Genomic DNA, 26,571 nt, shown 5'->3' with positions numbered 1-26,571 from the left:
ATTCAGCAGTCGCTTGTAACTCTAGAGAAAATTCAGACATAAAAAAATCGGCCTCAGAAATAAATCTAAGACCGATTATGAAGCCTAGAAAAGATCGTTCAAGTCGCTTAAACGATCGGCATTAGCTTATTTTAAGCAGGCCTTTTGGGTTTAGTTTTCGCTGTTAGTCATGTTCACTTCAAAAACATCGCTTAAGCTAGTCACTATTTGGGTAAGTCACTTTCTACAAAAGTTATTTACAAGATCAGTCTACACAAGCAGTTATAAAAGCTGCCTTAGAACTGGTTCATTGTGTTGTCTTTACCAGACGCTTTAAGCGCTTGGTCACCAGAGAAGTACTCTTTATGTGCATCCCCCATGTCTGAACCTGCCATGTTTTGATGTTTAACACAGGCGATACCTTCACGGATTTCCTTACGTTGTACATTGGCAACATAACCCAACATACCTTGGTCACCGAAGTATTCTTTAGCCAAGTTATCGGTAGACAGTGCTGCAGTATGGTAAGTCGGTAGTGTAATAAGGTGATGGAAAATACCTGCTTCACGTGACGAGTCAGCTTGGAAGGTACGAATTTTTTCATCAGCTTGGATAGCAAGCTCAGTGCCATCGTAGTCAACACTCATTAATTGAGCGCGGTCGTAAGCTGATACGTCTTGTCCTGCTTGTTGCATCGCATCAAATACTTGCTGACGGAAGTTAAGCGTCCAGTTAAACGATGGCGAGTTGTTATACACAAGCTTAGCGTTAGGGATCACTTTACGGATTTCGTTAACCATGCCACCGATTTGAGATACATGAGGCTTTTCAGTTTCAATCCACAATAAATCAGCGCCATTTTGCAATGAGGTAATACAGTCAAGTACACAACGCTCTTCACCGGTACCAGAACGGAACTTAAATAAGCCATTTGGTAGGCGAGCAGGTTTGACTAATTCGCCACCTTGCTTGAATACCACATCACCGTTTTCAAGTGTTGCAGCATCAACGGCTTCAACTTCTAGGAAGCTATTGTATAAATCGCCGATATCGCCTTCTTCTTTAGTGACAGCAATTTTTTGCGTTAAGCCAGCACCTAATGAATCGGTACGCGCAACAATGACACCATCATCAATACCTAGCTCTAAAAATGCATAACGGACCGCATTAATTTTTGCTAAAAATTCAACATGTGGCACGGTGACTTTACCGTCCTGGTGGCCACACTGTTTTACGTCTGACACTTGGTTTTCTAATTGAATACAACAAGCACCAGCTTCAATCATTTGTTTTGCCATTAAGTAAGTGGCTTCTTCGTTACCAAAACCAGCATCAATGTCGGCAATAATAGGCACAACGTGGGTTTCGAAGTTTTCAATTTTTTGTTGAATCGCGGCTTTATCTGACTCTTTAGCATTATCTAGTTCGCGGAAAAGGCCACCTAGTTCACGTGCATCAGCTTGACGTAAGAAGGTGTATAGCTCTTTAATCAACGCAGCAACAGAGGTTTTTTCATGCATAGATTGGTCAGGTAATGGACCAAACTCACTACGCAGTGCGGCTACCATCCAACCTGAAAGGTATAAGTAACGACGCTTAGTAGTTAAAAGATGTTTTTTAATCGAGATCATTTTTTGTTGGGCGATAAAACCATGCCAGCAACCTAAAGACTGAGTGTACTGTGACGAGTCTTTGTCGTAGTTGTCCATGTCTTCACGCATGATCTTGGCAGTGTATTTTGCTATGTCTAACCCAGTTTTAAAGCGATTTTGTAGACGCATACGAGCGACTGACTCTGGGTTGATGGCATTCCATGCACTACCTTCTGAATTAATCAAGGTGGCAGCTTCATCGATATTATTTCTGTAGTGAGTCATGTGTTTATTCCTTAACAAATAGATTAGCGGCAATTGATTACGTTGAAAATAATAGTCAGATTTGGTTAAATAAACCTAATTTATGCTTACTATCTTCGGTATTCACCATATGAATGTATCTCGTATCGACTTGAACCTCCTTGTTTATTTAGATGTTTTACTACGTGAAAGAAATGTTACTAAAGCGGCAGATCAGCTTGGGATCAGCCAGCCTGCAATGAGTAACGGCCTAAAACGCTTACGAAACTTGTTTGATGATCCCTTACTTATTCGCACGAGTCAGGGGATGACGCCGACCGAACGCGCAAATGAATTACAACCCATTATTAGTGAGTTGATTATTGGGCTGGAAAAAGCCGTGCAACCGCGTGCCCATTTTGATCCACTCGAAAGCGATAAAGTCTTTCGTGTGATGGCAAGTGATTATGCTGAAGCGACGTTAATTCCGCCGCTTATTGCCAAGCTTCGTACTCAAGCACCTAACATTATTTTAGATATCATGACCCCAAGTGATGTCAGTTTCCCTGATGTAGAACAAGGAAGAGTCGATATGGTGATCAACCGTTTCGACAGTATTCCGCAATCATTTCATCAAAAAGTATTGTGGAGTGACGATTTTAGTTGCCTGATTAGTAAGGGTAATCCTGTTTTGAAGAAGTTTTCTTTAGACAGTTATTTAAAAGCTAAGCATGTGTGGGTGAGTAAAACGGGTATGGGTGTTGGGGTAGGGATGAACCCAGATGATGTTCAGCGTTTGGGGTGGGTAGATGAAGCGTTAACGCGAATGGGTGTAAAACGCCAGATCACCGTTTTTACACGCCATTATCAAGCCGCCTGTTTGTTGGCTGAGCAACAAGATTTGATCGCAACCATACCAAGTAAGATGGCACGTCATCATATCAATAATGAACAGGTGAGCATTATTCCGCCGCCTTTTGTTATTCAACCCATTGCCCTGACTATGGCTTGGAGCCCTTTGCTTCAACATAATCCTGCGCATCAATGGATGCGTCAACTGATCACTAAAACCGCAGAAGAGATAAATAGAGGCGATGTGTAATCGTACTGTTATTGTGACTTTTAATTACATATACGTTGTAAATTGACCAAAAAACGTCATTTTGCCATATCTTTGGTGAATAGTGGTGATAATAAGCATAAATTGGATAAATAAGATAACTTTGATATAGAGTAAAGTATTACTGCGTATGAAGAGTAAGCTGTTAACAGTGGAATGAGTTTGCGCTAGTGATTTGGGGCTAATGATTTATGTTTAATGATTTGGGGCTAATGATTTGGGACTGAGTTTTACAGTCAACGCACAGAAATTAAGGTAGGGATTAAAAATGACAGCACGTATTCAAGAAGGTGGATTACAAATAGCGCAAGCATTGTGGCAATTGGTCGACAGTGACATTTGCCCAGGTACTGGCATTGATTCAGCAACCTTTTGGGCAAAATTTGAGGACATTATTAATGAATTCTCTCCGGTTAATGTGAAGCTGTTAGAAAAAAGACAACAACTACAACAGCAAATAGATCAATGGCATATTGGCAATCCCACCAAAGATTTTGACCCTGCAAAATATAAAGCTTTTTTATTTGAAATAGGTTACCTGGTGCCTGAGGGTGAGGCTTTTCAAATTAGCACTGAAAACGTTGACCACGAAATTGCCGCACAAGCGGGACCACAACTTGTAGTGCCGGTTAAAAATGCTCGCTTTGCGCTTAACGCTGCCAATGCGCGTTGGGGCAGCCTGTATGATGCGCTATATGGCACTGACGCGATATCTGAAGAAGGTGGCGCGGAAATCACTAAACAGTACAACCCAGTACGCGGTAATAAAGTTATCGCTTTTGCCAAACAACACTTAGATACTGCTTCGCCTTTAGCACAAGGCAGCCATGCCGATGTGACCCGTTATTACATCGACGCGGGTGTGTTAAGGATGCAATTAACTGACGGCTCGACTACCACTTTAGCCCAAACCGATCAATGTGTGGGTTACCAGGGTAGTGCCGATGCACCCAGTGCTATTTTGTTAGTGAACAATGGTCTGCATATCGAAATTCAAATCGATCCAAGCAGTGTTATTGGCGGCAGTGATCGCGCTGGTGTTAAAGACTTACTGGTTGAAGCTGCTGTTACCACCATTATGGACTGTGAGGACTCTGTTGCAGCTGTGGATGCAGAAGATAAGGTTGAAGTTTATCGCAATTGGTTAGGTTTGATGCAAGGTAACTTATCTGCCTCGTTGACTAAAAATGGTAAAGAGATCGTGAGAGAACTTAATGACGATCGCGTATATACCGCTGCGAATGCCCAGAGTGCCAAAACCGTTACGTTACCCGGCAGAAGTTTGCTATTTGTGCGTAATGTGGGTCACTTGATGACCATTGATGCCGTGCTGGATAAAAATGGCAACGAAATACCAGAAGGAATACTTGATGGCATGCTCACTGTGCTTGCAGCAATGCACGACCTTAAAGGTAACAATAATGGTCGTAGTAATAGCCGCAAAGGTTCGGTGAATATTGTAAAACCTAAAATGCATGGCCCTGAAGAAGTGCAATTTACCTGTGACCTGTTTACTAAGATAGAAGATGCGCTCAAGCTGCCGCGTAATACGATTAAGGTCGGTATTATGGATGAAGAGCGCAGAACGACACTGAATTTAAAAGAGTGTATTAGGGCTGCCAAAGAGCGCGTGGTATTTATTAATACTGGCTTTCTTGACCGCACCGGTGATGAGCTGCATACCTCAATGTTAGCAGGCCCGTTTGTGCCTAAATCTGTGATGAAGCAGCAAAAATGGATTAGTGCTTACGAAGATTGGAATGTTGATATTGGGCTTGAATGTGGCTTACAAGGTCGCGCTCAAATCGGTAAAGGCATGTGGCCAATGCCAGATGAAATGGCCGCAATGCTTGAGCAAAAATCGGCTCATCCTAAAGCGGGTGCAAACACCGCATGGGTGCCGTCGCCAAATGGTGCCGTGCTGCATTCTATTCATTACCACCAAATTAATGTGGCAGATGTTCAGCAACAAATTAAGCAACGCCCACGTGCTAGCATTGACAGTTTGTTGACCATTCCTTTACTTGCTGAAGGGGTAACACTCACCAATGAACAAATTACTTTTGAACTAGAAAATAATGCCCAGGGTATTTTAGGGTATGTAGTGCGCTGGATTGATCAAGGCGTGGGTTGTTCAAAAGTGCCTGATATTAATAATGTCGGCTTGATGGAAGACAGAGCAACCTTACGGATTTCATCGCAATATTTAGCTAATTGGCTTGAACATGACCTATGCAGTGAAGCGCAAGTGATGGCAGCGTTGAAAAAAATGGCCGCTGTGGTCGATACTCAAAATGCTGGTGATCCGCTGTACACTAATATGGCGCCTAACTTTGACGGCATCGCCTTTAAAGCAGCATGCGATCTGATTTTTAAAGGCAAATCTCAGCCTTCTGGTTACACAGAACCTTTGCTACATGCTTATCGAATTCAAGCTAAAGCAGGTTAATCAGTACCGTTAATACTGGCTTTAAGCCTAGGTAGTCACGAAATAAATAAGCCCTGATCTTGCAAAGATTAGGGCTTTTTTTTGTGGTCATTTTTTAGTTGGTGTCAGAGTGATGTCAGAGTAAATTTTTAAAGTACTAGCTAGCCTACGAGGTTTTGATCAGATTGTTGGGCCGATTTATTTCAGGCATCGCCTGATTTACGCGGATTTGATATATGATTGTTTTCAAAGCCAGATTAACCGACTAGAGATGAGCCTGATGAAATATTCGTTATTTGCTTTAGGGTTACTGCTTAGTAGCCCGACACTGTTTGCTATGGATGTTGAATATACTGCAACGCCTATCGAGATTGACGGGGTTTCTGACTCTGCCTGGCAGAAAGCGAAGTGGCATACGATGCCGCATTTAATGGACGGGGTGTTGCCCGATTCTGCGAGTGATTTTAGCGGTAAATATAAGCTGCTGTGGGATGAGCACTATTTGTATCTGCAAGCTGAAATTACCGATGATGTATTGCTTGATACCCATGCCTCCCCAAGGGTGAATTATTGGGATGATGACACCTTAGAGGTGTTTATTGATAGCGATGCATCTGGTGGCGATCATCAATTTAACCACAGTGCATTTGCCTACCATATCGGCCTAGACAATCAGGCGGCTGATTATGGCCCAGACAAACAAGCTCACCTGTATACGTCGCATTTAAAGAGTCGTTGGCAGCGCAGTAGTGAAGCGCCTTACAATGTGATTTGGGAGGTGGCGATTAAGCTGTATCCTAATGATTTTAAACAAGGCCAGCAAGATAAGCCTTTGCTGTTAACACCGAATAAAATCATCGGTTTTATGCTCGCCTATTGTGATAATGATGGCAGCCCAGTAAGAGAGCATTTTATGGGATCTCATGAGATTACTCCGGTTAATGGCGATAAAAACAGAGGGTTTATTGATGCCAGTGTGTTTGGCAAAATAACCCTGAAACGCTAGGATTTGTATATGGGCTCCCCAATAAAATGAGTTTTTGCGTTTAATCGATTTTAATTACCAATAGGCGAAATGGATGTCCGATTCAAACAACTCTATTGCAGCTCAACAATGGCGGCATGCCGATCCTTTTATATTGAGTTGGACGGTTAGCCCAGATCAAATTGATCATTATCAACATGCCAATAATGTCGCGTATGTAAGTCAACTAGAGCAAACCTCTTGGGCACATTCTAATGCGCTAGGGTTAACGATTGAACAATATAAATCGTTAGATAGAGGCATGGCGATTAGCCGCCATGAGATTAATTATTTGGCGGCGGCTTACCTTAATGATGTTATTGATTGTGCCACCTGGATTGTTGAGTGCGATGGCAGACTGAAGCTGGCGCGCCATTTTGAGTTTATTCGCCGCAGCGACGGGGTGTCTTTACTCACGGCTCGCACCGAGTTTGTGTGTATTGCCTTATCTAGCGGCCGCCCAAAACGCATGCCTGAAATATTTGCTGATATTTACGGCCGAGCTAGCATTCAGATTAGCGAGTAGCATCACTGTATAGCGCTATGCTTATGAGTGTCGGTTGAGCTTGTTAGATTTAGATTGTGTCAGTTAAGGAGATAAACCATGAATGTGCGCGATATTATGACCCCTAATCCGGTGTGTATTATACCAATTCCATTAATTATCTGGTCATTCAGCGGGAGTTCTGTGTCTTCTAGGCAAGTAATAGAATTGTAGGCATAGTTGTTCTACGTCAAAATGCTATTAAGCAGCATAGAAGGCACAGAAACCCGCCTTGCAGGAGACACTCAGACCGTTCATTTCTTTGTTGCATTGTCTTAGAAGGGAATAACCATTATTTCAACAATGCGCCTCAAACTGAACAATCTGAGTGACTCTGATTGGTCACATAATTAATGGAATTGGTATTAGCCATGAGGCGAGCCTTAAAGATGCGCATCTGTTAATGCAAAGCCGAAATGTGCGTCATTTGCCGGTGGTCAGTGAATCCACTGGGGAATTTATTGGCATGTTGACACATAAAAAGATGATTGCCACGGTATTAACCATGCTCAATAAATATGGCCAAGGGGCACTTGATCGAAAAGAGCGTTACACCCCAATTGCTGAGGTGATGGACACTCAGGTGCAAAAGCTTGGTTTAGATGAGCCGTTAACCATTGTGGTGCAGTATTTTATCGACAATAAACACGCCCTAGGTTGTTTGCCTGTGGTCGATGAGCAAAACCAGGTATTAGGAATTGTCACCTCGTCTGATTTTGTCAAACTGTGCCAACGTTTACTGCTACAACCATAAACGCCAGGTCGTTATGATTTGATGATATTTATTATACGTATTGAATGTAATACCAGATTAAGCTACTACTGATTACATTGTTTCGTTGTTATGTGATTCCATTGTATTGAGTAGCTTTTTCAATAGCATATCAAGTTGAGTTTTTTCTTGTTCAGAAAAGCTTGCGTTCATTAACCTGTGACTTTCTTGTGCTTTAACAGCAATCTCTTCGATCACCTGTTTACCTTTTGCGGTTAACTGTACACGCTTTACTCGGCCGTCTTCTGAAGAGGGGCTTCTGGAGATTAGGGCTTTTTGTTCAAGTCGGTACAGTGCTTTGGTTAAACCACCGGAACTAATCAACATGTAGTCCATAATCTGTGTGGGCATCAGTAGGTGCGGGGCGGGGGTTCTTCTTAGTGCTGTGAGCAGCCCAAAATCAGAGGTCTGCAAACCATACTCAGCCATTACCTTGCTGCGTTTTGCTTCATTAATAGATTGAATTTTATCAATTAATGGCATTGAGGGCATCATGTTCTCATAGGCTTCTGGCCAGTTTTCTTTCATTAAAGAAAGAAAGGTTTCAAACTTCTCTATCATTGCTGTCGCTTCATTAGTATACGATTGAATAGCAATTGTATCTTGCCAGAAAGATAATTTCAAACTAATATATCTTCCTAGGAAGATAATAAATAATGTTGGTGAGGTGTTATGTCTAAAGGGCATTTTGTCTTTTTGATGGCGTTGGTGATGGCCGCTGGCCCTTTTGCGGTTGATGCTTATTTGCCAGGTATTCCCTCCATGTCAGAGTATTTGGGCGTGGGTATTGATTCTGTCGCCACGACGGTCAGTTTTTATTTTGTTGGCATGGCATTGGGGCAGCTTATTGGTGGCCCGCTTGCTGATCGTTTTGAAAAACGCAGCATTATTGTGGGTGGATTGTTGTTGTATGCTTTGAGTTCGCTGGTTATTGCCTCTGCCAGTGACCTTAATGTGATCCAAATTTCGCGGATATTTCAAGCTATAGGTGGGGGATTTGCAGGTGTTTGTGTTGCGCCGTTAGTTAGGATGAGAGAGAGCGGAAATGCCGCTGCAAAACTGTTTGGTTTAATTGCACTTATTATGGTGCTTGCTCCTGCTATTGCTCCAAGTATTGGTGCGCTGATTCTGTTAACGGGCCAATGGCAGAATATTTTCTATTTTACCGCGGGTTATGCTGTGTTTGTTGCAATACTGGTGGCTAAGTCTTTACCTAAGTGCCCCGCTAAAACTGAACAGGCGAAAGTCTCTGCCTATCGGCGTTATATGTTGGTGATGAAAAACACTACTGCCATGCGCTACTTGCTGGTACAGGCATGCGGCTACAGTGTCATGATGGTGTTTATCACTAATGCCTCATTTATTTATCAGGTTCAGTTTGGCTTGAGTGAACAAATATTCGGATTGGTGTTTGCCGCTAATACGTTAATGAATATTTTAGTGAATCGAAGCAATTCAACATTACTTAATCGTAAGCCGGCCCATACATTATTGCGATTGGCTATTTTGTGTCAGGGATTTTTTGTGTTGTTGTTACTCAGCTTTACCGCGTTTGATGCTTCGTTGTATCTGTTTGTATTTGGCATTATGGGAGCCGTGGGCATGCTTGGCGCTATTATGCCGAATGCCAATGCGTTGTACATGAGCCAATTTACAGAAAATACTGGTTCAGCATCGGCACTGTTAGGCGCTGGGCAGTTTACTGGTGGCGCATTAATGGGAGGGCTGACGACCCAAATCTATAACGGCACTTTATGGCCTGTGGTTTTGGTTATGGTGATGTTAGTTATCGCGGCCAATATTTTGCTGCCAAAAGGCAAAAAGGCACCTGCTTTAGATTGCGCCGAACACCAAGGCTAAGGTGTTTACTTAACAAAGGGTAAGTCAATCGCAGCGACATTCCATTGAGTTAGGTGTTGCTGAGCGGCCGTATTGCCCCCCCACACATTAATGAGCTAGCAAGTTAGCTCGTTTATGTGTGTGGGGCGGTGTAGTCGAAGCTCTTTATTGTAATGATGCGACGATTTCGCGGAAAAACGCGATGGTTTCATGCTTTGATATTAGCTCGTCTTGAAAGCCTAAATCGGCGCTGTTTTTTACAATAACCACATTGTGTTGTTGATTCACATAGATATATTGTCCATAAACCCCCACGCAAAAAAACTCACCTTGCTGTGCTTGTGGCGGTAACCAAATTTGGTAGCCGTAGCCGAGCTTGTCTGTTTGCGGTTTAAGGTAGTCGGCTTGCGGTGTAGTGGCGGCTTTTATCCAGTCGGCCGAGACAATTTGTTTGCCGTTAAACTCGCCATTATTAAGTAATAATCGGCCAAAGCGGGCGTAGTCGCGAGTGGTGAGGTTTAACCCGCCTAAGGCAAACTCAGCACCTTGGGAATCGGTCAGCCAAAATGCATCGCTTTCCATGCCGATGGTGTTCCATAAGTTTTGCTGGATCAGTTCAACTAACGATTTACCGCTAACGTGTCTGAGGATCATGCTAATTACGTGGGTGTCCATGCTGACATAATGAAAGGCTTCGCCTGGGGCTGATTCATTGACAAGCTCACTGGTCATTTGGTCTAGCGAGCCACCAATGGCTAGCACTCGGCCCATTTTATTAATGTCAGAAAAAAAGTCGTGGTAGTCTTCGTTCCACTTAACCCCTGACGACATTTGCAGTACATGTTTAACTTTGACGTTGCCATAACCAGAGTTAGCCAGTTCTGGTAGATAAAAGCCGACGGTTTTGTCGATATTAATGTTGCCTGCATCAACTTGCATACCAAACAAGATAGACACGAACGATTTGGCCATTGACCATGAGATACGTTTGTCGTCACTTTGGGTGCCTAAATAATATTGCTCAAAGGTTATTTGATCGTCTTTGATGACCAATAATGCTGTGGTGGCTCGGCGTGCTAAAAACGCATCGCTATTGGTGACTTGGTCTCGGTAGATAAATGATGCGGGTAATGGTTTGGGTGCCTTATTGAAAGTGTATGGGTTGCCTTGTTTAACGATTTTTTTGTTAAAAAACACATCCTTCATATGAGAGAAGTTATTCACAATTAATGCTTCATCAAATAGGCTAATGACGCTGTATAAGCGGTTAGCGCTTTGCCAATTGAGCGCCACAACAATGACGGCGATGCTGACAATCGCCAATACCGTTCCTTTAATATACTTTGACAACGTCGACATGAATTTCTCCTAATTGATTTATACTAACCTAAAGCTATCGTGGCTATAAATCAAACAGTTAACGCGTATATCTTTGCCGTGGCATTGATGGCATATTTAAGCCGCTCACATTTATGATCGCTGCTATTGAGCATCTTGCTGCTATTGCCTACAATGACGCACGTTTTATTAATTACAGAACATGACCATGAACGACACAACCGCTAAACCTGCTTTACCTGATCGCTTAAGCGTTAATCCACGCAGCCAACACCATGTGGCAGAAATTTTTGAATTTGATATTGGCATTAAAGTGAACGGTAAAGAGCGCTTTGATGTTGAAGAATATTGCATCAGTGAAGGTTGGGTTAAAGTGCCAGCGGGTAAAGCGTTAGACCGTCGTGGTCAGCCGCTGACTATGACAGTTAAAGGTACGATTGAAGCTTTTTATAAGTAATACACTTCAGCAGACCAACACGTAAAATGACAGGCTAACCAATGAGGTTAGCCTTTTTTATTTTTTTATTTGTCTGATTTATTTAAATTAGTTATCCCGAGCTCAGGTTAGTTAGGTTTTGTTTGATGTTTGTTCGATAACGTTATATTCGTAAACAATCCCTGCCAGTGTGATTCACCGTTAAAAGCCTAAGGGCTGCCATCATGACTTTCATTCATGTTCAATCGCTGTAAAATCCGCGCCGTGTTTTAGCGACTTATTTGCGAATGTATGATGATTGATTTGGCATTACTGCCTGTGTATTTAACCACTGTAGTGGCGTTACTGTTAATTCCTGGCCCTGATATGTTGCTGATTGCGAGTTCTAGCTTGAGTTATGGCCGCAAAGTGGGGGTGTATGCCAGTTTTGGTAATGCCACATCTGGGCTTATTTTAACCTTGCTTGCAGCGATGGGCGTGTCGGCACTGGTGGCCATGAACCCTATGGCATTAGAATTATTGCGAGTTTTAGGTGGCGCTTACTTACTTAAAATGGCGTGGGATTGTATCCGCAGTGATTCGGTTGATGCGCCTGAAATTGCAGCGCAGCATAACCTGGCAAAACTGTTGTATCGCCGTGCGGTGATGAGTAATTTACTGAATCCGAAAGCGCTGATTTTCTTTGTGTTATTTTTACCGCAATTTGTGTCAACTCAGCTCAGTGCCAGCTCTGGCGAGCAAATGTTAGCGTTAGGCTTATTGCTCAATGTGATGGGGTTAGCGTTTAACTTATTGCTGGTGGCCTTGGTTGGCAGTTTAGGTAAACCATTATTAAACAATGAAAAATTTCGTGCTTATCAAAACAAATTTATGGGGTTAGTGTTTTTTGCCCTAGCGATTTGGATATTGGCCTCGCAGGTGCAAAGTTAAATGTTGAGGTGAGCAAAACATCAAAACCACGGCTAATTACCGTGGTTTTTTGTTTTAAGCTTAATGCTTTTTAGGTTGCTGTATTGCGACTATCTCTTGCTCTATTGCGGCGACAACCTCTTGCGGATTTTTGAGGTATTGAGAGTGGTCGATGAAGATGGCGTTGTCATTGACAGTCATAACAAGTGCAGGAAAACTTGTTGTGCCAAGCATTTGTTGTATTTCGGCAATGGCTTCTAAAATGTTTTCTGCATCGACACTCAGCTCATCTTTAAACACTTTATTGCTTGGCGACAGCTTTAACTTTTCAACGATGGCAGTAAAGTCATGTTTAGTGTTGAGTGGATTACCTTCAACAAAGTGAGCCGTTTGCAACGCATTGAGCAGTGGCAATTGTTTGTTGGCTTGTTTGTCTTGCATCCAGGCCATTAAGTTTGCCGACTTAATTGAGTTTTTAGGGCTATTGGCATAACGAATATGGTCTCGGCCAAATTTAACGCCACTGGCTTTAGCTGCCGCTTGCATTTGTTCTTCGCCGGCGCTGTCTTTACCGATGTAATGTGCACTGTGTAGCAGATGTATTGTCATGTCTGGATAGGCTTGTTGTAATGCATTCACTAACGGAGTGGTGGCATAGCTCCAGGGGCAGTGCGAGTCGAAGATAAAATAAAGCTCAGTGGTCATGGTGTTGATTCTTATTGGCGATCGATGGGCCGATCCTAATGAGTTTAATGGCAATATTCAATGTTTGAGCTTGTGTTGTTTGCCTGAGTTAATCGCTGCGGCAGGGAGGAATACCCTTATGCCTTAACAAATACCTCATTTTTGGGTGGGTTCTTGTATTTGATATAGGGTTTTATGCTCATCGCAGGTGACTTCACAATCACAGCTCTTATCTATTCCTACATTTGCAAGCCCGGCACAGCTCCCTTGAATGGGTTTTCGTCCTAAAAATACACCTAATGCCATCACTGCAAAAAACACTAAAAACACCATAAAAGTCATTATAAATTGCATGCTGGTTACCTTTGTTGTTGCAATGATTGGCTTAAACATCACGTTTTAGCACGCATCAAGTTACTCAAATTGATATTGATGTGGTATTCTAAAATAATTAATAGCATATGCCAATAACGGTTTTGTGTTTTTATTTTGTGGGGTTTTATGAGTCAGCAGCATCAATCTGAAAAGGCGTTATTAATTGAAAGCTTAAGCCTGGTTTCTCCTGATACATCAGCCGATAATTTATGCGCAGTCGTCAAGCCATCGAGTCATCAGCATTGTATGTTGTGTGGCACGCAGAATTTATTAGGGCTTCATTTGCAATTTTTTAGTACGGCAGACCAACAGGTATGGGCGCGTGCCAAAGGGTCGATACATCAACAGGGTTACCAGGGGATTTTACACGGCGGCTTTTTATCGGCGTTACTCGATAGCGGTATGTGTCAGGCGCTTTTTCAGCAAAACATAGAAGCGGTCACTGCCGATATGAGTATCCGCTACTTACATGAAGTGCCGGTAAACAGTGATATTTTGATTAAAGGTAAGATTATCTCTTCACGGTATCCTCTGTATAAAGTGGAGGGTGAGTTATATGTTGCTGGCAAATTGGTGGTTAAAAGCAGTGCACGTTTTATGGCGAAGGGGTTTGGTAAAAAATAAAGTAACAGTTAGCACTGCATATTTTGTCAATGTGCTTGATGCTAGCATTGCTTGAGAATTTGCAGAGCAATGCCAGACTGAAGGTATTGTGGATAAGCGATTTAAGTTATTTGTTCTGTGAGAGCTTGTGGATCAGGGGCGCGCATTCTGTCCCACCAGTCTTTGTCGGCAACAATTTGGCCTTGATCATCAATGGCTGGGTAGGGGATTTGTTTGCGACGACACGCTTTGGCATAAACGGGATGGCCTTGTTCAAACAGCATTTTTTGGCAGTAGGCGTAATCTAGTTTGCGGGTACCGTACATATTGGCTTGTTCGCGCTGGCGCTGGGCTTCATACATCACTAAGGCCGAAGCCACAGACACATTGAGCGATTGCACCATACCGCGCATCGGGATAATGATGTGTTGATCTGCTGCTGCAATGGCTTCATCACTCACGCCATCACGCTCATTACCCATCACAATTACGGTGGGGCGAGTGTAATCAATGTCGCGAAAATCAACCGCGGTGTCTGAAAAGGTGGTCGTCAGTATCTGCATGTTTTGCGCTTTAAATGCTTGATGCGCCTCTGCAAAAGTATAGTGCTTTACCGTGCTAACCCATTGTTGGCTGCCTGAGGCGGTATTCCCCGATACGCGCATTTCAATGTCGGGCCATACGGCATGAATTTGATGAATGCCGACACAATCAGCCGAACGAATCACCGCGGCGATGTTGTTGGTCATATGCACTTTATCAAGACACACTGTGAGATCGACTTGGCGGTTATCAAGCATTTGGTTTATGCGGGCAAAACGTTCTGGGCTCATGGGGCAATTCTACTTAGTTTTATGCAAGGTTATTGATTACACTGACGCATAATCTCGCTAACGCTTGACTGATTCTTTACCGGGTTATCATTATTCGAGCGGTATTATATACCCAACCAACCTGAAGATGCTCGATTTCAGCAAGAATTTACACGCGTTTAGGCAAGGCATTGATTGCGGGTAATGGTTGTTCCCTTTCCAAAATCAGCTAAATTAACAAAAGCCGCAGCGTAAATGCGTGTAAAGCTTGCCCTTTGGGCGTTTCACCGTGTTCCCCTGATGATTAAATCAAGAGCCCAATTGTTAAGAGATACTGACTCAATATGAATGAACCTATCACTATTCGTTTGCCGTCGCTTATCCACCGTATCGGCAGTGGCAAAGCCAAACAAGCTAAAGCAATTGCGGTGCAATATGACTGTGAGCTTAAGCGTGTGCGTCGCTCTCGAAATTGGGCGCTTGTTGGTAAAGCGCTAAGTGTTCAAGCATTTGTGGCGGGCTTGCAAGCCCTAGGCGATGAAGGATTACGTTATTTGGTGAGTAAAGTCTCCACGGCATTGCTGGAGCACGCCGATAAGTTAGAGCCGTTAGACGTTAAGCTAAATCGATTAATAATCCAAAACCCTGGGGTCACACTGGCTGAATTAATGCAGTTAACCCAATGCACACTTGTTGAGGCTCGGTTGGCACGCTTTAATGCTGATTTATAAGGTATTGTTGCTAATCTGTTGCGGCCTTTATCTCTGGCGTAAGCTTATAATAATGTAATCTACTGCTTTGCCCTAAAAGAAAACCTTTACAATATTCAAAACTCATGTAACATCGGCCTCGCTCTGACATTCAGAGTTATTAATGAACATCAAGTAAAAGAAAAGCCTTAGAATCTTCGTTATCGTTGTTATCCTCTGTGTTTCCCTTAGCTTCATCGTGCCATTCAATAATTCAAGCTTGAGCGCATCGCATTTTCGCGACAGATTGATTAATTTAATTATATAAGGGACATAACATGTCTAAAACTACTGGTTTAGTAAAATGGTTCAACGAAGATAAAGGTTTTGGTTTTATCACTCCTGATAACGGCGGCGCTGACGTGTTCGTTCACTTCCGTTCAATCGCTTCAGAAGGTTTCAAAACTTTAGCTGAAGGCCAAAAAGTATCTTTCGAAGTTGAGCAAGGCCAAAAAGGCCCTCAAGCTGCTAACGTAGTAGCTGAGTAACTCTTACTTTGTAAGATAGCGCAAATAGTCTCGCGACTGTTTGCGCTTTTTTTTGCCTATCATTTACTGTGTTTAATCTTGTCTGTTTTACCCTATTGCTTAATACCCATTAACGCCCTGATTTTCGTATTTATTTTCCCCGCGGTTTTATCCTCTGTTTTTGTTTATTCTATTTAGCGTATAACTGTCTGTTATATAAACGCTAGTTAGCTATTTTTGCTTGAGTTGTGCAGAATGCTGAATAAAAAATGCCAATGTTCTCAATTTTACTGATGCACAAGGATATTGTTTAGCATAATGATATACATTGTTGATTTCTATCTTGTTAAATGTTCATTAAATAAAACTATCAAACGAGCTAAATGCGTTTTTAGAGATATTTTTATGTGATTTTTACATTGTTTTGGTCGATTTGTGAGTGACATTCTATTTGGGATCCGTTATTACTATTTTTGCACTTATAAACAAATGACATTTAAGGGAAAAACATGAGTCCATGGTTTACTAATGTTCAGCTTGGTTTTGATATGGCGACAAGTCTTACGATTGTTGGCGCTGCAATTACTTGGGTGATACGTGAAAAGAAGCAAGCAGAAGCAGAAAAAGCACGTGGAATTAACCAGCAAGTTCGTTCGACCAGTCTAAAAAAAGTGCAAGATGTACTGTTTGAGATGGAAGATAAGTTTTCAGTGTTGATTAATGAAACTCAAGCTTATGAAAATATGATTGATAACCGAGTGCGTAAAGTGAACGACCAATTAGACTTTACCCGTTTAAATGCAGCACTTAAACGAGACGAGAACTTTTTAGTTAAAGCCATTGACCGTCTACAAGCCATTCGTTTAGAGCTAGGTCAATTTTATGAGCTTATCCAGGTGAGACGTTATAGCTTAATTCCGTTGCTTGATGCGATTGAAGAGGGCGATAAGTACATTGGTGTGTTCCAGCGTAATATTGATGAAGTGGGTGATGCATACAATCAAATGACATCGGGTAATGTGTCATTGCTTAAAGAGTTACAGGCTGTTGTCACCTTACTTAATACTGAATTTGGTGATGAGCTCATTGATATCTCTGATGACGATAAGAAAGCGCTGTTTCAGAAGATTTCGAGTGACGAAAAATTCATGAAACCGATTCAGTCGATCATTTATGACGAAGATTATTTTTACTGGGTGCAACGTTTTGTTCCTGCTGGCAGAGAAGAAGACTACTTAGAAAAAGTCGTTAGACCGAGTAAAATTGAAGATAAAGATCTATGCTCAGAAGTGATGATTCACTTTATCTTAGCCTTGATTGGTAAAAACCATGAATTGCTTTCTCAAGTACTCAGAACCGCGTCTGGTTCGGTAATGAAAGCGCGGATCGAGTGTAAGGATATCTTGATAGCCTTGAGTGCGATTTCGCATAAATTGGTGATGGATAATAACAGCGATACGCTTGAAAAAGTGATTGAAAAATATGAGGCTGAAGAATACTTCGGCAGAAATATTACTATTCGCTAAGTTCGTTAGTTTTTAGGCGCTTGCTTGCGCCTATTGAGCTTATTTATCTAGGGGCAGCCATGCCCCTAATTATTCCCTATCTTCTGGTACTTAGGCTAACTTAGCCTCAATTTTGCTAGTAACCAATAAGCTAATTGCGCACTTTTAGGCAATTAACCCAAGACTATTGCGGCAAAAACACCGATAATTCCCCCTAATTTAGACAAGCTGGCCGTTTGGCTGTGCACGACTGTGGAAATATTCAATGGAAATCAAAGTAAATTTTCTCGACAATTTGAGACTCGAAGCCAAATTTGACGACTTTACCGTTACGGCCGACCAACCTATTCGCTACAAAGGTGATGGCTCAGCCCCAAGTCCTTTTGATTATTTCTTAGCATCGTCTGCATTGTGTGCAGCTTACTTTATCAAGGTGTACTGTAAGGCTCGTGATATTTCTACTGAGCACATCAGATTGTCGCAAAACAATATTGTTGATCCTGAAGATCGCTATAACCAAATTTTCCAAATTCAGGTTGAGCTACCAGATGATATATCGGCTAAAGATCGTGAAGGTATTTTACGTTCTATTGACCGTTGTACCGTTAAAAAAGTGGTACAAACTGGCCCTGAGTTTAAAATCGAAACCGTTGAAAACCTAGACTCTGACGCCAATGCGATGTTGATGGGCCAACCCGATGGTGACAGCAATACCTATATTTTAGGTAAAGACTTACCGCTGGAACAAACTATTCAAAATATGACAAGTTTGTTGGCTGATCTTGGGATGAAGATTGAGATTTCATCATGGCGCAATATTGTGCCTAACGTATGGTCTTTGCATATTCGTGATGCCGCATCGCCTATGTGTTTTACCAACGGTAAAGGTGCGACCAAAGAAAGTGCATTATGCTCGGCTTTAGGTGAGTTTATTGAGCGTTTAAACAATAACTTTTTCTATAATGATCAGTTTTTTGGTGACGAGATCGCCAATAGCGAATTTGTCCATTATCCAAATGAAAAATGGTTTGCGCTTGAAGACGATGACGCGCTACCTACAGGCTTATTAGATGAATATTGCCTAGACATTTATAACCCTGATGAAGAGTTATGCGGCTCGCACTTAATTGATACTAACTCGGGCAATAAAGCTCGCGGTATTTGTGCGATTCCGTACACGCGTCAATCTGACGGTGAAACAGTGTACTTCCCGTCTAACTTGATTGAAAACTTGTTCTTAAGCAATGGTATGAGTGCGGGTAATAACCTGCAAGAAGCTCATGTTCAGTGCTTGTCTGAAATTTTTGAGCGCGCAGTAAAACGTCAAATCATTGAACAAGAAATTGTGCTGCCAGACGTGCCAATGGCGGTGTTAGAGAAATACCCAAGTATTTTAGCGGGTATCAAAGGCTTAGAAGAGCAGGGCTTCCCTGTTGTGGTGAAAGACGCGTCATTAGGCGGGCAGTTCCCGGTAATGTGTGTCACCTTAATGAACCCACGTACTGGCGGTGTATTTGCGTCATTTGGCTCCCACCCTAGTTTTGAAGTGGCATTAGAGCGTAGCTTAACTGAGTTATTACAAGGTCGCAGTTTTGAAGGCTTAAATGATGTGCCAAAGCCGACCTTTAATAGTATGGCTGTGACCGAGCCTGAAAACTTTGTTGAGCACTTTATTGATTCTACTGGGGTTATCTCTTGGCGTTTCTTTAGCAACAAATTTGATTATGAATTTTGTGAATGGGACTTTAGCGGCACTAACGAGCAAGAAGCTAACGCACTGTTTGGCATTTTAGAAGACATGGGCCGTGAAGTGTACATTGCAGAGTTTACAGACTTAGGTGCATCGGCGTGCCGTATTTTAGTGCCTGACTACTCAGAAGTGTACCCGGTTGATGATTTGATTTGGGATAACACCAACAAATCACTTAACTACCGTGAAGACATTTTAAATCTGCACTCGTTAAGCACTAAAGCCTTGTCTAAGCTTGTTAATCGTTTAGAAGAAAGCCAATTAGATAATCAAACCGATATCCCAACCTTGATTGGCATCGTGTTTGATGAAAACACCGTTTGGGGTCAGTTAACCATTATCGAATTGAAGATTTTGATTTATCTTGCCCTTGGTGAGCATGAAGACGCGTTAGAGCTTGTAGAAGAGTTTTTACAGTTTAACGACAACACAGTACAGCGTCGTTTGTTTTATCAAGCAGTCAATGCGGTGCTTGAAGTGACCTTAGATGAAGACTTAGCACTTGAGCACTTTATTGGTAACTTTACCCGCATGTTTGGTCAGGAAGTAATAGACAATGTGGTGGGCTCGGTCAATGGCACAGTACGTTTTTATGGCCTAACGAAAACCAGCATTAAGCTTGAAGGTATTGAACCACATTTACGTTTGATTGAAAGTTACAAAAAGCTGCATCAGGCCCGCAAAATTAAAGCGGGTTTGTAAAAGCTCTGAACAGGTTCTAATGCTCTGATATGAAATGTTTATTTTCATTTCTTATCTTGAGTTCAGGTTAGGCTAACGTTTATTTGAATCAAGAGCCCGTCTCGATATTGACGGGCTTTTTCGTTTTAAGCGAGGGCTGTATTTGCTCGGTCTCAATCCGTTGTTATCAACTCCTGTTTACATGCCATGTGAGTTACCGCTTACTTGCTGTGTGTGGGCTCATTAACGTTTAACTTGTTTGAGGTATTAAGTATTAACCTCTCTTTAAGCATCATAAAGGTTAAATTGTTAACGCTTTAGGCAGTTTTTTTGCAATTTGGCTAAGGTTAACGGTTTGTCAAAGTAGAAGCCTTGAATTAAATTACAGCCAAGCGTTCGCAGTACAGTGAGCTGCTCTTTTCTTTCTACACCCTCTGCCACCGTTATCATTCCGTATGCATCGCTTATGGCTAAAATGGATTTGATCAGCGCTTTACTTTGCTCATTTACGGTAATGTTATTAACAAAACAGCTGTCTATTTTGACTTCATCAAATGGCAGCATATTTAAGTAACTGAGTGATGAAAACCCAGTGCCAAAGTCATCGAGTGAGATACAAAAGTCGCGCTTTTTCAACTCGGTTAAAATGTTATATGTTTTCCCTAGTTCATTAAGCATGACATTTTCGGTTATTTCTAAGGTTATCCTGCTTCGATTAAGGCCTATTTCATCGGTAATTTGAGTCATAGAGTCAATAAAATCGGGTGACATAAGCTGGTTGGGCGAAATGTTAATTGAAACTTTAAGCGCATTTTTGCCGTTAGGAGAAACACTTAATATGTCTTTGCAGGCCTGGGTAAATACAAATAAACCAATTTGTTTAATCAGTCCTATTTCTTCAGCGATAGCGATAAACTCATTCGGTGAAATGGTGCCAAGCTTTGGGTGTTCCCATCTTGCCAGAGCTTCGACTGCGACTATCTGTTCAGTTTTAGTGTCAATTTGTGGCTGATAAAGCACATATAGTTCCTTGTTGCTAAGTGCTCCCCTTAACTCGTTTTCGAGTAAATACTTGTATTGCAGTTCTTCATTTAAGCGGTGGTGATAAAAGGTAGCACTGCCTTTGAGTTCTGTTTTAGATTTATAGAGTACGATATCTGCTTTGCGGATAAGCCCTTCGGCTTGATGGTCATCAGATGGGTACATGCTTGCGCCAATACTGCATTGGGCTTTTATTTCGTGTCCATGGACAATGAATTTATCTTCAAATAACTGCTGTATTTTCTCTATTTTTACATAGGCTTCATTAATCGTATTGAGTTGCGGGAAGCAAAACACAAATTCATCGCCACCAAAGCGTGAGACGGTGTCTTTTGCCTCGAATGCATGCTTAAACCTTTGCCCAATGGATTTTAATAACTCGTCACCCGCGGTATGTCCATTACAGTCGTTCACTTTTTTAAAGTCATCAAGATCGATAAATACTACGGCAACGAGTTGATTGTGTTTTTTTGCAGATTCAATCGCCTCATTTATTTTATCCATCAATAACATGCGGTTTGCTAAACCCGTTAATGCATCATGCAAAGCGATGAAGTGCAGTTTTTTCTTTGAGGTTTCTAAGGCATTAATATTGTGTTCAATACGTTGCTGAAAGCGGTTAAAGCGTCGGGTAATTAAGCTGCTGACGATGAGTGAGGTTCCCACCATAAATAGCGTCGAAAACACACTTAATATTATGATGTTAAATAATTTTTTTTGATTTAGAACCTGTGCTTCTTGTTGCTTGATTTCGATGTATTTATTGACCTGACTGGAATTGAAGTAGGAGCCAATGACCCAATCCCAACCTTCAATTTTTCTGAGGTAGCCTATTTCTGTTTTGTTTTTATTGGTTTTGTTAGCATCCAGTTTATCTAAGGTCATAAAGCTGCCTGCTGTGTGCGCTTCAGAGGCAATTTTTTTGGTGAGTGTTGCGTTGGAGTGGGTTAACAATGCGAGATCACTTTCTTTGGCTTCATTTGCCAGTATGTTGCCTTGATTGTCGATGATAAATAAGCTTTGATTTTCAGTGTGTTCAAAGTCAATAACCGATTTTAGCAATGATTCTTTTAGATCGTTTTCAATATCGGCAATATACTCTCCCGTACCGATAAACCAGTCATAGGGGGCGAAATATTTTCCAAATCCAATTTTTTGATATTCTTTTTGTAAAGGCTCCCCTGGTTTTTGGTACCACCAATGATAGAAAGCCTCGCCATCTTGTTGTTTTATTAGATTGATATGTTCTCTAAGGATGTATGCTCCGCGAAGGTCTTGAGCATCCCAGGCTGACACGCCTTCAAGATAAGGTTTAAGCCCATGCAAGATGTTAATGCCATCCATTTGAAAGATAAAAAAGTAACCTCTGCCTTGGTAAAACCTGATTGGGCGAAGTGCATCAGTGATTAACTTGCTGACTGTGGTTTTGGGTTGGTTTTGGTTGTTGTTATAGATACTCGTGGCGATTGCATATGCTTCACTCACGCGTTGTTGAGACAACGTTTTAAGCTCATCAATGACCCTTTTTTTCTTATAAAGAATATAATTAGCCGCTTTGTCGGTTGATAGTTTGATGGCGCTTTTATTATTGTCGATGATGTCTTCACGAAGGGATTCGATACTTGCATTGGCTTTATCTTGATTGTCTTTAATGATAATGACATTGACCGTGATAGCGAAAAAACCAACGATAATACTTGGGGTATATTTTATGAGGTTAACTAATTTTTTATCATTTAAGATCATCATGGAAGCTTAGTAAATTCCTTTTTACTGTTGATTGGATATCGATATAACAGATAAGTATAGCTGGTTGTTTTTTTACCTGCAGAATTTATGTGTTTTATTGATGTTATACCATTGCGCGTTAGTAAATGATCTCTCCGCGAGAATTTAAAAGGGCTTAAACCGAACTAAAAAGGATTGAGGAAGAGTTTTTATAGCCTGATTAAAACGCTACCGCTGAATCTTAAGCCAAAGCCTTATATTTTCAGGCTAAAATGAAAAAGCGAACCAAACAGAGATGGCTCTGCTTGGTTCACTTTGTTAATCGATAAATATTGTCATTACTGGGTATCTAAGTATTTATCAACTGCGGTGGCGCGGTCTTCTGCGTGTTCTAACAACTCATCGATGGCATTATAAAAGTCGTTGGTGCTTTCTAAGAAGGTGTAGCCAGATATCTCTGTTGTGGCATAAGGTGCAACCAATGCGGAATAGGCATTATAGTTGGCTTGCATTTTATTGGTTTCAAATGCATCGCTAATCACATCAAGTATATATTCGTTATATTGCTCACGATATACATCATCTGCGTACAGTTTTGAGATAAGCGGCCAGCTGCTTGAATTAAGATCTGAGAAGTCTAATGCCAATGCACCACCTTGATTACCGTCTTGTAACGCTTCGTTGTTGTCCCATGGGATCCAAGTTAACTTTGAAGTGTCAGGGTCGTTATACAAGTAATAGTTGTGCGGCATGATGCCATAAGTATCCCAGTTTTGAATGATGCCATTGACCGCTAAGTATTTTAAAAATACATCAACATCAAATACCGCTTCAAGGTTGGTGCGCCAGGTTGCACGATCGCTGGTATAGGTGTCGTCATGCAGTGCGCTAAACAGTGCTTCAATGTCAGACCAGTCTTCATCGTCTTCGTTGGTTTTTTTCTCAAAATCGTCTTCGTTAAATGAACCTTCGACAAACATGGCGCCATCATCTTCGGGCTTGTATAAATTGCCATCGTCGCTTGAGAATTGCGTGTCGATTACGGTGTCATCGACTTCTTCCACTAGGGTGTATAAACCAAAATATTCTGGGCCGTCGCCATGGTCGACATATAAGGTATAAAAACCGGTGTGTGATACGGCTAATCCCGCGTCTTTAAATACGTCAGCAGCAACTTTTTCACGAAGCATTGATTCGTCGTTATAGTTATTTTTTAAACTAAACTTTTTAAACCCGTAAAAACGTTGGTTATCAATTTGCGGGTAATCATCTTCGTATTCATCAAAGTCGAGTTTGAAGGCAAGTTTTAAAATACCTTGCTGCCAGCTGGTTTGCAGTGATGAGTTACCTTTAAAGCGGATCCCAACACGATACCATTCAGTGTCGTTATAAAACACTTCAGCGGGCACAAAAATAGGATCTTCATCGGTATCGCTTAAGCTACTTGATGAGCTTCTACCAAATTCGCCATAGAGTTCTGTCATGTTATCTAACATGCTTTGCCAGCGCGCCTCGGTGACGACAATGTCAAAACGCTTTACTTCGGTGTCGCTAAACACTTCATCAAAATTGGGATCGACATTTTTACTGTGGGTTTCATCTGTCCAATCTGTGGCTTCAAAGTCAGCATCATCTACTTCTGTATCAGTATCTGTATCTGTATCCGTGTCTGTTGTGCTGGTTACGTCTGTGGTGTCGGTAGTGCTATCGCTAGCGCCACCATCACAACCGCTAAGCATTAACATGCTAGCCAGCATGATGATTAGCAATAACATCATCGGCTGATTTAATAGTCGATTGTTGTTATTAAACTTATTGATAGTAAACATCAAATTCTCCTAAGTCTTATCTTTTACGTAGTGAGGTTTCGGTTGATTCACTGAAATAAAATCGTTAATAAGATGTTACTTCTGAAAGGTGTAAAAATTGTGCAGAGAAAAAGGATATATAGAGCAAGTTGATAGAAATGATGAAATAGTAGTAGGGGGCTTATTTATTCATTTTTAGATTATCTTCCTAGGCATCAATAACGCCGATGAGTTTACAGTCACCATATTTCACATTAGGGTAGAGTCACTTATAAGTGTTATCGCAATATAAAAACACGTATTTAACTCAAGGAAGATTCATGAAGTTTTCACATTATATTGTTTGTTTAGCGGCTTTTAGCCCTGCCACATTTGCCAATGAATTACCGCCTATTTTAGATTTTTATCCCCTTTGCAGCCCGCAAACTATCAATACCGCCAATGATAAAATGGTTTACGACATTGACCCTGATTTACTGAAATCCTCTAATGGTGACGTATTGTCCCATCGTGATGCGTATGTGCAGCAAGCCTTGGTGGAAATACAACGCAAAGCCTCAGCAGCTGGCGCGGATGCGGTTATTATTGATAGATTAACGGTGGGCGGAATTGACCGAAGTATTGCTCTGCAAGATGGCAGTAACCGAGCTAAGTCGAACACCCAACAAATCCATGTGATTACCACTGCGCAATACGTTAACTTGTGTGACGATACGCAACTTAGCAGCGACCCCACGCCTTATAACAGTAAGGGTAAAGCTGTTTCGTATACCCAAACCACTGTTAAGTTGACGATGCCAAACGAGGGCAATGTATTAAAGCAAGCGCAAAAACATCAAGCACCTGATGCGCTTATTACTACCGACAGTGCCTATGGCATACACATTGGTGACTCAGTTGATGATTTATTACTTGCATTAGGCCCTCACAGTATTCAATTGCAACTCGACAATGGTGCCAGTGTTTATGGTTATGGGCGCAGTTTATGGTTTGTGATTAAAGACAATCGTGTCGCGATGATTACTCAAGATTTGGGGCTGTTAAATGGTCATGGTCAAAATCAAATCCCTTTAAGTGAAAACTATGACAGCGATAATTGGGTGATTGCAAACAAGGTGCATCAAGGTGATGAACTCAATAGTGTTAAAGCGCATTTAGCGCTTAAAAAACAAGGTGATGTTTACAGTGTTTCAGGTAAAAATAGCCGCTTGTTATTAACTTTTGAAGACTATAATGAAAGCGTGTCTCAAGAGGCGGTTTCTCGGCTGAACAGCTTTGCTATTTTACCGTTAACAACAATCGATGAGCATCAGGTTAACTTCGGCAATTTTGATAATATTGATATCGCAACACTACTGACATTAACATCACCACAAGCTTATACCTTGCAACCACAGCAGCTCAGTAACCAAATTCAATTAATTGAAAGTGGTGCAAAAGTGTTGGTCAATAGTAATGTGTTATTAGGGTTTGACCGCCAAGGTGTCGTTAACTCAATCAAAATTACTGAGTCGATGTTTGGCGCGCAAACGATGAGTGAATTTAATGCAGTGCTTGCTAGTTACAACTTGCCCACTATTAAGTCTGAATTGTTAGCGCGATACCCAAATGCAGAAGATAATTTTGATAACATTATGCTGACTGAAGGGGGGGTAATGTTGTCGATTAATTTTGATTCATACGATGATGATGCGCAGTTAATTGATCTCACGTTACACTTTTAACTTAGATATTCATGAAAGAGAAAAGTGACGTTAAGGGTGAAACTGCCACGGATAAAGAGAAGATTATTGTGGTTTAATGCGCTAAAGTAGCGTCCAAGTTCTGATATAAAGTGGTTAGGAAGTATATGAATATTGAAAATGATGTGATTGATAATTTAGCCGATTTAGAACGCTTTTTAGTGTTAGTTGAAAAGGGCGGTTTAGGTTTAGAAGGTGTTGCTGGCGTTGGCATGGCAACCAGTAATGCTGATGGTCGTCATTTTGTTGCGGTATTTGGTGATAACCATAAGCTTTTACTTGGCCGCTGGGTGACCCCTGAAATTTTTGAAACAGGTCAAGATATGGTTAAAAATGGGGTTAAGTCTAAGCACTGATGACCCTAGGTCAAATCAAGACGAATACCGTTTAAACAAAAAAGGC

General features: G+C 41.5%; 23 protein-coding genes. 15 read left to right on the top strand and 8 right to left on the bottom strand.

Translation table 11 applies throughout. The features are described from left to right. Positions 1 to 275 precede the first annotated feature (275 nt). The gene (locus IEY48_RS15890; protein ID WP_188922062.1) at positions 276 to 1,856 is read right to left on the bottom strand and encodes an isocitrate lyase; all 1,581 of its coding nucleotides are present in this window, start codon (positions 1,854 to 1,856) and stop codon (positions 276 to 278) included. A gap of 109 nt (positions 1,857 to 1,965) precedes the next feature. On the opposite strand from IEY48_RS15890, the gene IEY48_RS15885 reads away from it, so the two are divergent. From IEY48_RS15885 to IEY48_RS15865, 5 genes are all read left to right on the top strand, one after another. Then, entirely contained in the window at positions 1,966 to 2,916 is a 951-nt protein-coding gene (locus tag IEY48_RS15885) for a LysR family transcriptional regulator (RefSeq protein WP_188922061.1), read from the top strand. A gap of 286 nt (positions 2,917 to 3,202) precedes the next feature. After that, positions 3,203 to 5,383 carry a malate synthase G gene (locus tag IEY48_RS15880; protein WP_188922059.1) on the top strand — a complete coding sequence of 727 codons (2,181 nt, stop codon included), beginning with the start codon at positions 3,203 to 3,205 and terminating at the stop codon, positions 5,381 to 5,383. 259 nt (positions 5,384 to 5,642) lie between these two features. Continuing rightward, complete coding sequence (locus IEY48_RS15875; RefSeq protein ID WP_188922057.1) at positions 5,643 to 6,368, top strand: CBM9 family sugar-binding protein; 726 nt, start codon at positions 5,643 to 5,645, stop codon at positions 6,366 to 6,368. A 73-nt stretch (positions 6,369 to 6,441) separates the two neighbouring features. Further along, positions 6,442 to 6,912, top strand: coding sequence for an acyl-CoA thioesterase (locus IEY48_RS15870; protein WP_188922055.1), 471 nt, complete (start codon positions 6,442 to 6,444; stop codon positions 6,910 to 6,912). A gap of 346 nt (positions 6,913 to 7,258) precedes the next feature. After that, the gene (locus IEY48_RS15865) at positions 7,259 to 7,684 is read left to right on the top strand and encodes a CBS domain-containing protein (RefSeq protein ID WP_373293744.1); all 426 of its coding nucleotides are present in this window, start codon (positions 7,259 to 7,261) and stop codon (positions 7,682 to 7,684) included. A gap of 72 nt (positions 7,685 to 7,756) precedes the next feature. Here IEY48_RS15865 and IEY48_RS15860 read toward each other — a convergent pair whose 3' ends face one another. Next, positions 7,757 to 8,326, bottom strand: coding sequence for a MarR family winged helix-turn-helix transcriptional regulator (locus IEY48_RS15860; RefSeq protein ID WP_188922053.1), 570 nt, complete (start codon positions 8,324 to 8,326; stop codon positions 7,757 to 7,759). 48 nt (positions 8,327 to 8,374) lie between these two features. Here IEY48_RS15860 and IEY48_RS15855 point away from each other — a divergent pair, with 48 nt between their 5' ends. Continuing rightward, the gene (locus IEY48_RS15855; protein ID WP_188922050.1) at positions 8,375 to 9,562 is read left to right on the top strand and encodes a multidrug effflux MFS transporter; all 1,188 of its coding nucleotides are present in this window, start codon (positions 8,375 to 8,377) and stop codon (positions 9,560 to 9,562) included. Positions 9,563 to 9,706: 144 nt separating this feature from the next. On the opposite strand, the gene IEY48_RS15850 is transcribed toward IEY48_RS15855, so the two are convergent. Beyond that, on the bottom strand, positions 9,707 to 10,900 hold the full coding sequence (locus tag IEY48_RS15850) for a serine hydrolase domain-containing protein (protein ID WP_188922048.1): 1,194 nt from the start codon (positions 10,898 to 10,900) through the stop codon (positions 9,707 to 9,709). Between the two features lie 187 nt (positions 10,901 to 11,087). Between IEY48_RS15850 and IEY48_RS15845 the strand changes: the two genes are divergently transcribed. Continuing rightward, positions 11,088 to 11,336, top strand: a complete 249-nt coding sequence (locus IEY48_RS15845) for a DUF3297 family protein (RefSeq protein ID WP_188922046.1) — start codon at positions 11,088 to 11,090, stop codon at positions 11,334 to 11,336. 270 nt (positions 11,337 to 11,606) lie between these two features. Continuing rightward, positions 11,607 to 12,245: a LysE family translocator gene (locus IEY48_RS15840; protein WP_188922044.1), complete on the top strand. Its 639-nt coding sequence runs from the start codon at positions 11,607 to 11,609 to the stop codon at positions 12,243 to 12,245. A 60-nt stretch (positions 12,246 to 12,305) separates the two neighbouring features. On the opposite strand, the gene IEY48_RS15835 is transcribed toward IEY48_RS15840, so the two are convergent. Both IEY48_RS15835 and nqrM read right to left on the bottom strand, forming a co-directional pair. After that, the gene (locus tag IEY48_RS15835; protein WP_188922043.1) at positions 12,306 to 12,929 is read right to left on the bottom strand and encodes a DsbA family protein; all 624 of its coding nucleotides are present in this window, start codon (positions 12,927 to 12,929) and stop codon (positions 12,306 to 12,308) included. Between the two features lie 135 nt (positions 12,930 to 13,064). Further along, positions 13,065 to 13,262 (bottom strand): (Na+)-NQR maturation NqrM, encoded by a 198-nt coding sequence (gene nqrM, locus IEY48_RS15830; protein ID WP_188922042.1) that lies wholly within the window; start codon positions 13,260 to 13,262, stop codon positions 13,065 to 13,067. 147 nt (positions 13,263 to 13,409) lie between these two features. Here nqrM and IEY48_RS15825 point away from each other — a divergent pair, with 147 nt between their 5' ends. Then, a complete protein-coding gene (locus IEY48_RS15825) occupies positions 13,410 to 13,907 on the top strand; it encodes a PaaI family thioesterase (protein ID WP_188922041.1) in 498 nt (165 codons plus the stop codon). Between the two features lie 101 nt (positions 13,908 to 14,008). Here the strand turns inward: IEY48_RS15825 and trmH are convergent, their stop codons facing one another. Continuing rightward, the gene (gene trmH / locus IEY48_RS15820) at positions 14,009 to 14,719 is read right to left on the bottom strand and encodes a tRNA (guanosine(18)-2'-O)-methyltransferase TrmH (protein ID WP_188922040.1); all 711 of its coding nucleotides are present in this window, start codon (positions 14,717 to 14,719) and stop codon (positions 14,009 to 14,011) included. A gap of 323 nt (positions 14,720 to 15,042) precedes the next feature. Here trmH and IEY48_RS15815 point away from each other — a divergent pair, with 323 nt between their 5' ends. The 4 genes from IEY48_RS15815 (at position 15,043) to IEY48_RS15800 (ending at position 19,871) form a co-directional block, all read left to right on the top strand. Continuing rightward, entirely contained in the window at positions 15,043 to 15,429 is a 387-nt protein-coding gene (locus tag IEY48_RS15815) for a ribosome recycling factor family protein (RefSeq protein ID WP_188922039.1), read from the top strand. Positions 15,430 to 15,725: 296 nt separating this feature from the next. After that, positions 15,726 to 15,935, top strand: a complete 210-nt coding sequence (gene cspE / locus IEY48_RS15810) for a transcription antiterminator/RNA stability regulator CspE (protein ID WP_188922038.1) — start codon at positions 15,726 to 15,728, stop codon at positions 15,933 to 15,935. Positions 15,936 to 16,423: 488 nt separating this feature from the next. Continuing rightward, the gene (locus IEY48_RS15805; protein ID WP_188922037.1) at positions 16,424 to 17,440 is read left to right on the top strand and encodes a hypothetical protein; all 1,017 of its coding nucleotides are present in this window, start codon (positions 16,424 to 16,426) and stop codon (positions 17,438 to 17,440) included. Positions 17,441 to 17,684: 244 nt separating this feature from the next. Further along, entirely contained in the window at positions 17,685 to 19,871 is a 2,187-nt protein-coding gene (locus IEY48_RS15800; protein ID WP_188922036.1) for an OsmC domain/YcaO domain-containing protein, read from the top strand. Positions 19,872 to 20,159: 288 nt separating this feature from the next. Here IEY48_RS15800 and IEY48_RS15795 read toward each other — a convergent pair whose 3' ends face one another. Both IEY48_RS15795 and IEY48_RS15790 read right to left on the bottom strand, forming a co-directional pair. Further along, positions 20,160 to 22,640, bottom strand: coding sequence for a bifunctional diguanylate cyclase/phosphodiesterase (locus tag IEY48_RS15795; protein ID WP_188922035.1), 2,481 nt, complete (start codon positions 22,638 to 22,640; stop codon positions 20,160 to 20,162). Positions 22,641 to 22,957: 317 nt separating this feature from the next. Next, positions 22,958 to 24,448, bottom strand: a complete 1,491-nt coding sequence (locus IEY48_RS15790) for a CotH kinase family protein (protein WP_229786521.1) — start codon at positions 24,446 to 24,448, stop codon at positions 22,958 to 22,960. A 299-nt stretch (positions 24,449 to 24,747) separates the two neighbouring features. Between IEY48_RS15790 and IEY48_RS15785 the strand changes: the two genes are divergently transcribed. Both IEY48_RS15785 and IEY48_RS15780 read left to right on the top strand, forming a co-directional pair. After that, a complete protein-coding gene (locus IEY48_RS15785) occupies positions 24,748 to 26,151 on the top strand; it encodes a hypothetical protein (RefSeq protein ID WP_188922034.1) in 1,404 nt (467 codons plus the stop codon). Between the two features lie 125 nt (positions 26,152 to 26,276). Beyond that, on the top strand, positions 26,277 to 26,525 hold the full coding sequence (locus tag IEY48_RS15780; RefSeq protein ID WP_188922033.1) for a hypothetical protein: 249 nt from the start codon (positions 26,277 to 26,279) through the stop codon (positions 26,523 to 26,525). The last annotated feature ends 46 nt before the right edge of the window (positions 26,526 to 26,571 follow it).

The sequence above is a fragment of the Shewanella saliphila genome (genome assembly GCF_014648295.1).
Lineage (GTDB): Bacteria > Pseudomonadota > Gammaproteobacteria > Enterobacterales > Shewanellaceae > Shewanella > Shewanella saliphila.
This window is presented reverse-complemented; position numbering and strand designations above follow the sequence as displayed.

Excerpts from the sequence above, each read along its gene's own strand:
- IEY48_RS15890 (WP_188922062.1), bottom strand. The coding sequence starts at position 1,856 with ATGACTCACTACAGAAATAATATCGATGAAGCTGCCACCTTGATTAAT.
- IEY48_RS15885 (WP_188922061.1), top strand. The coding sequence starts at position 1,966 with ATGAATGTATCTCGTATCGACTTGAACCTCCTTGTTTATTTAGATGTT.
- IEY48_RS15880 (WP_188922059.1), top strand. The coding sequence starts at position 3,203 with ATGACAGCACGTATTCAAGAAGGTGGATTACAAATAGCGCAAGCATTG.
- IEY48_RS15875 (WP_188922057.1), top strand. The coding sequence starts at position 5,643 with ATGAAATATTCGTTATTTGCTTTAGGGTTACTGCTTAGTAGCCCGACA.
- IEY48_RS15870 (WP_188922055.1), top strand. The coding sequence starts at position 6,442 with ATGTCCGATTCAAACAACTCTATTGCAGCTCAACAATGGCGGCATGCC.
- IEY48_RS15855 (WP_188922050.1), top strand. The coding sequence starts at position 8,375 with ATGTCTAAAGGGCATTTTGTCTTTTTGATGGCGTTGGTGATGGCCGCT.
- IEY48_RS15850 (WP_188922048.1), bottom strand. The coding sequence starts at position 10,900 with ATGTCGACGTTGTCAAAGTATATTAAAGGAACGGTATTGGCGATTGTC.
- IEY48_RS15845 (WP_188922046.1), top strand. The coding sequence starts at position 11,088 with ATGAACGACACAACCGCTAAACCTGCTTTACCTGATCGCTTAAGCGTT.
- IEY48_RS15840 (WP_188922044.1), top strand. The coding sequence starts at position 11,607 with ATGATGATTGATTTGGCATTACTGCCTGTGTATTTAACCACTGTAGTG.
- IEY48_RS15835 (WP_188922043.1), bottom strand. The coding sequence starts at position 12,929 with ATGACCACTGAGCTTTATTTTATCTTCGACTCGCACTGCCCCTGGAGC.
- nqrM (WP_188922042.1), bottom strand. The coding sequence starts at position 13,262 with ATGCAATTTATAATGACTTTTATGGTGTTTTTAGTGTTTTTTGCAGTG.
- IEY48_RS15825 (WP_188922041.1), top strand. The coding sequence starts at position 13,410 with ATGAGTCAGCAGCATCAATCTGAAAAGGCGTTATTAATTGAAAGCTTA.
- trmH (WP_188922040.1), bottom strand. The coding sequence starts at position 14,719 with ATGAGCCCAGAACGTTTTGCCCGCATAAACCAAATGCTTGATAACCGC.
- IEY48_RS15815 (WP_188922039.1), top strand. The coding sequence starts at position 15,043 with ATGAATGAACCTATCACTATTCGTTTGCCGTCGCTTATCCACCGTATC.
- cspE (WP_188922038.1), top strand. The coding sequence starts at position 15,726 with ATGTCTAAAACTACTGGTTTAGTAAAATGGTTCAACGAAGATAAAGGT.
- IEY48_RS15805 (WP_188922037.1), top strand. The coding sequence starts at position 16,424 with ATGAGTCCATGGTTTACTAATGTTCAGCTTGGTTTTGATATGGCGACA.
- IEY48_RS15800 (WP_188922036.1), top strand. The coding sequence starts at position 17,685 with ATGGAAATCAAAGTAAATTTTCTCGACAATTTGAGACTCGAAGCCAAA.
- IEY48_RS15795 (WP_188922035.1), bottom strand. The coding sequence starts at position 22,640 with ATGATGATCTTAAATGATAAAAAATTAGTTAACCTCATAAAATATACC.
- IEY48_RS15790 (WP_229786521.1), bottom strand. The coding sequence starts at position 24,448 with ATGTTTACTATCAATAAGTTTAATAACAACAATCGACTATTAAATCAG.
- IEY48_RS15785 (WP_188922034.1), top strand. The coding sequence starts at position 24,748 with ATGAAGTTTTCACATTATATTGTTTGTTTAGCGGCTTTTAGCCCTGCC.
- IEY48_RS15780 (WP_188922033.1), top strand. The coding sequence starts at position 26,277 with ATGAATATTGAAAATGATGTGATTGATAATTTAGCCGATTTAGAACGC.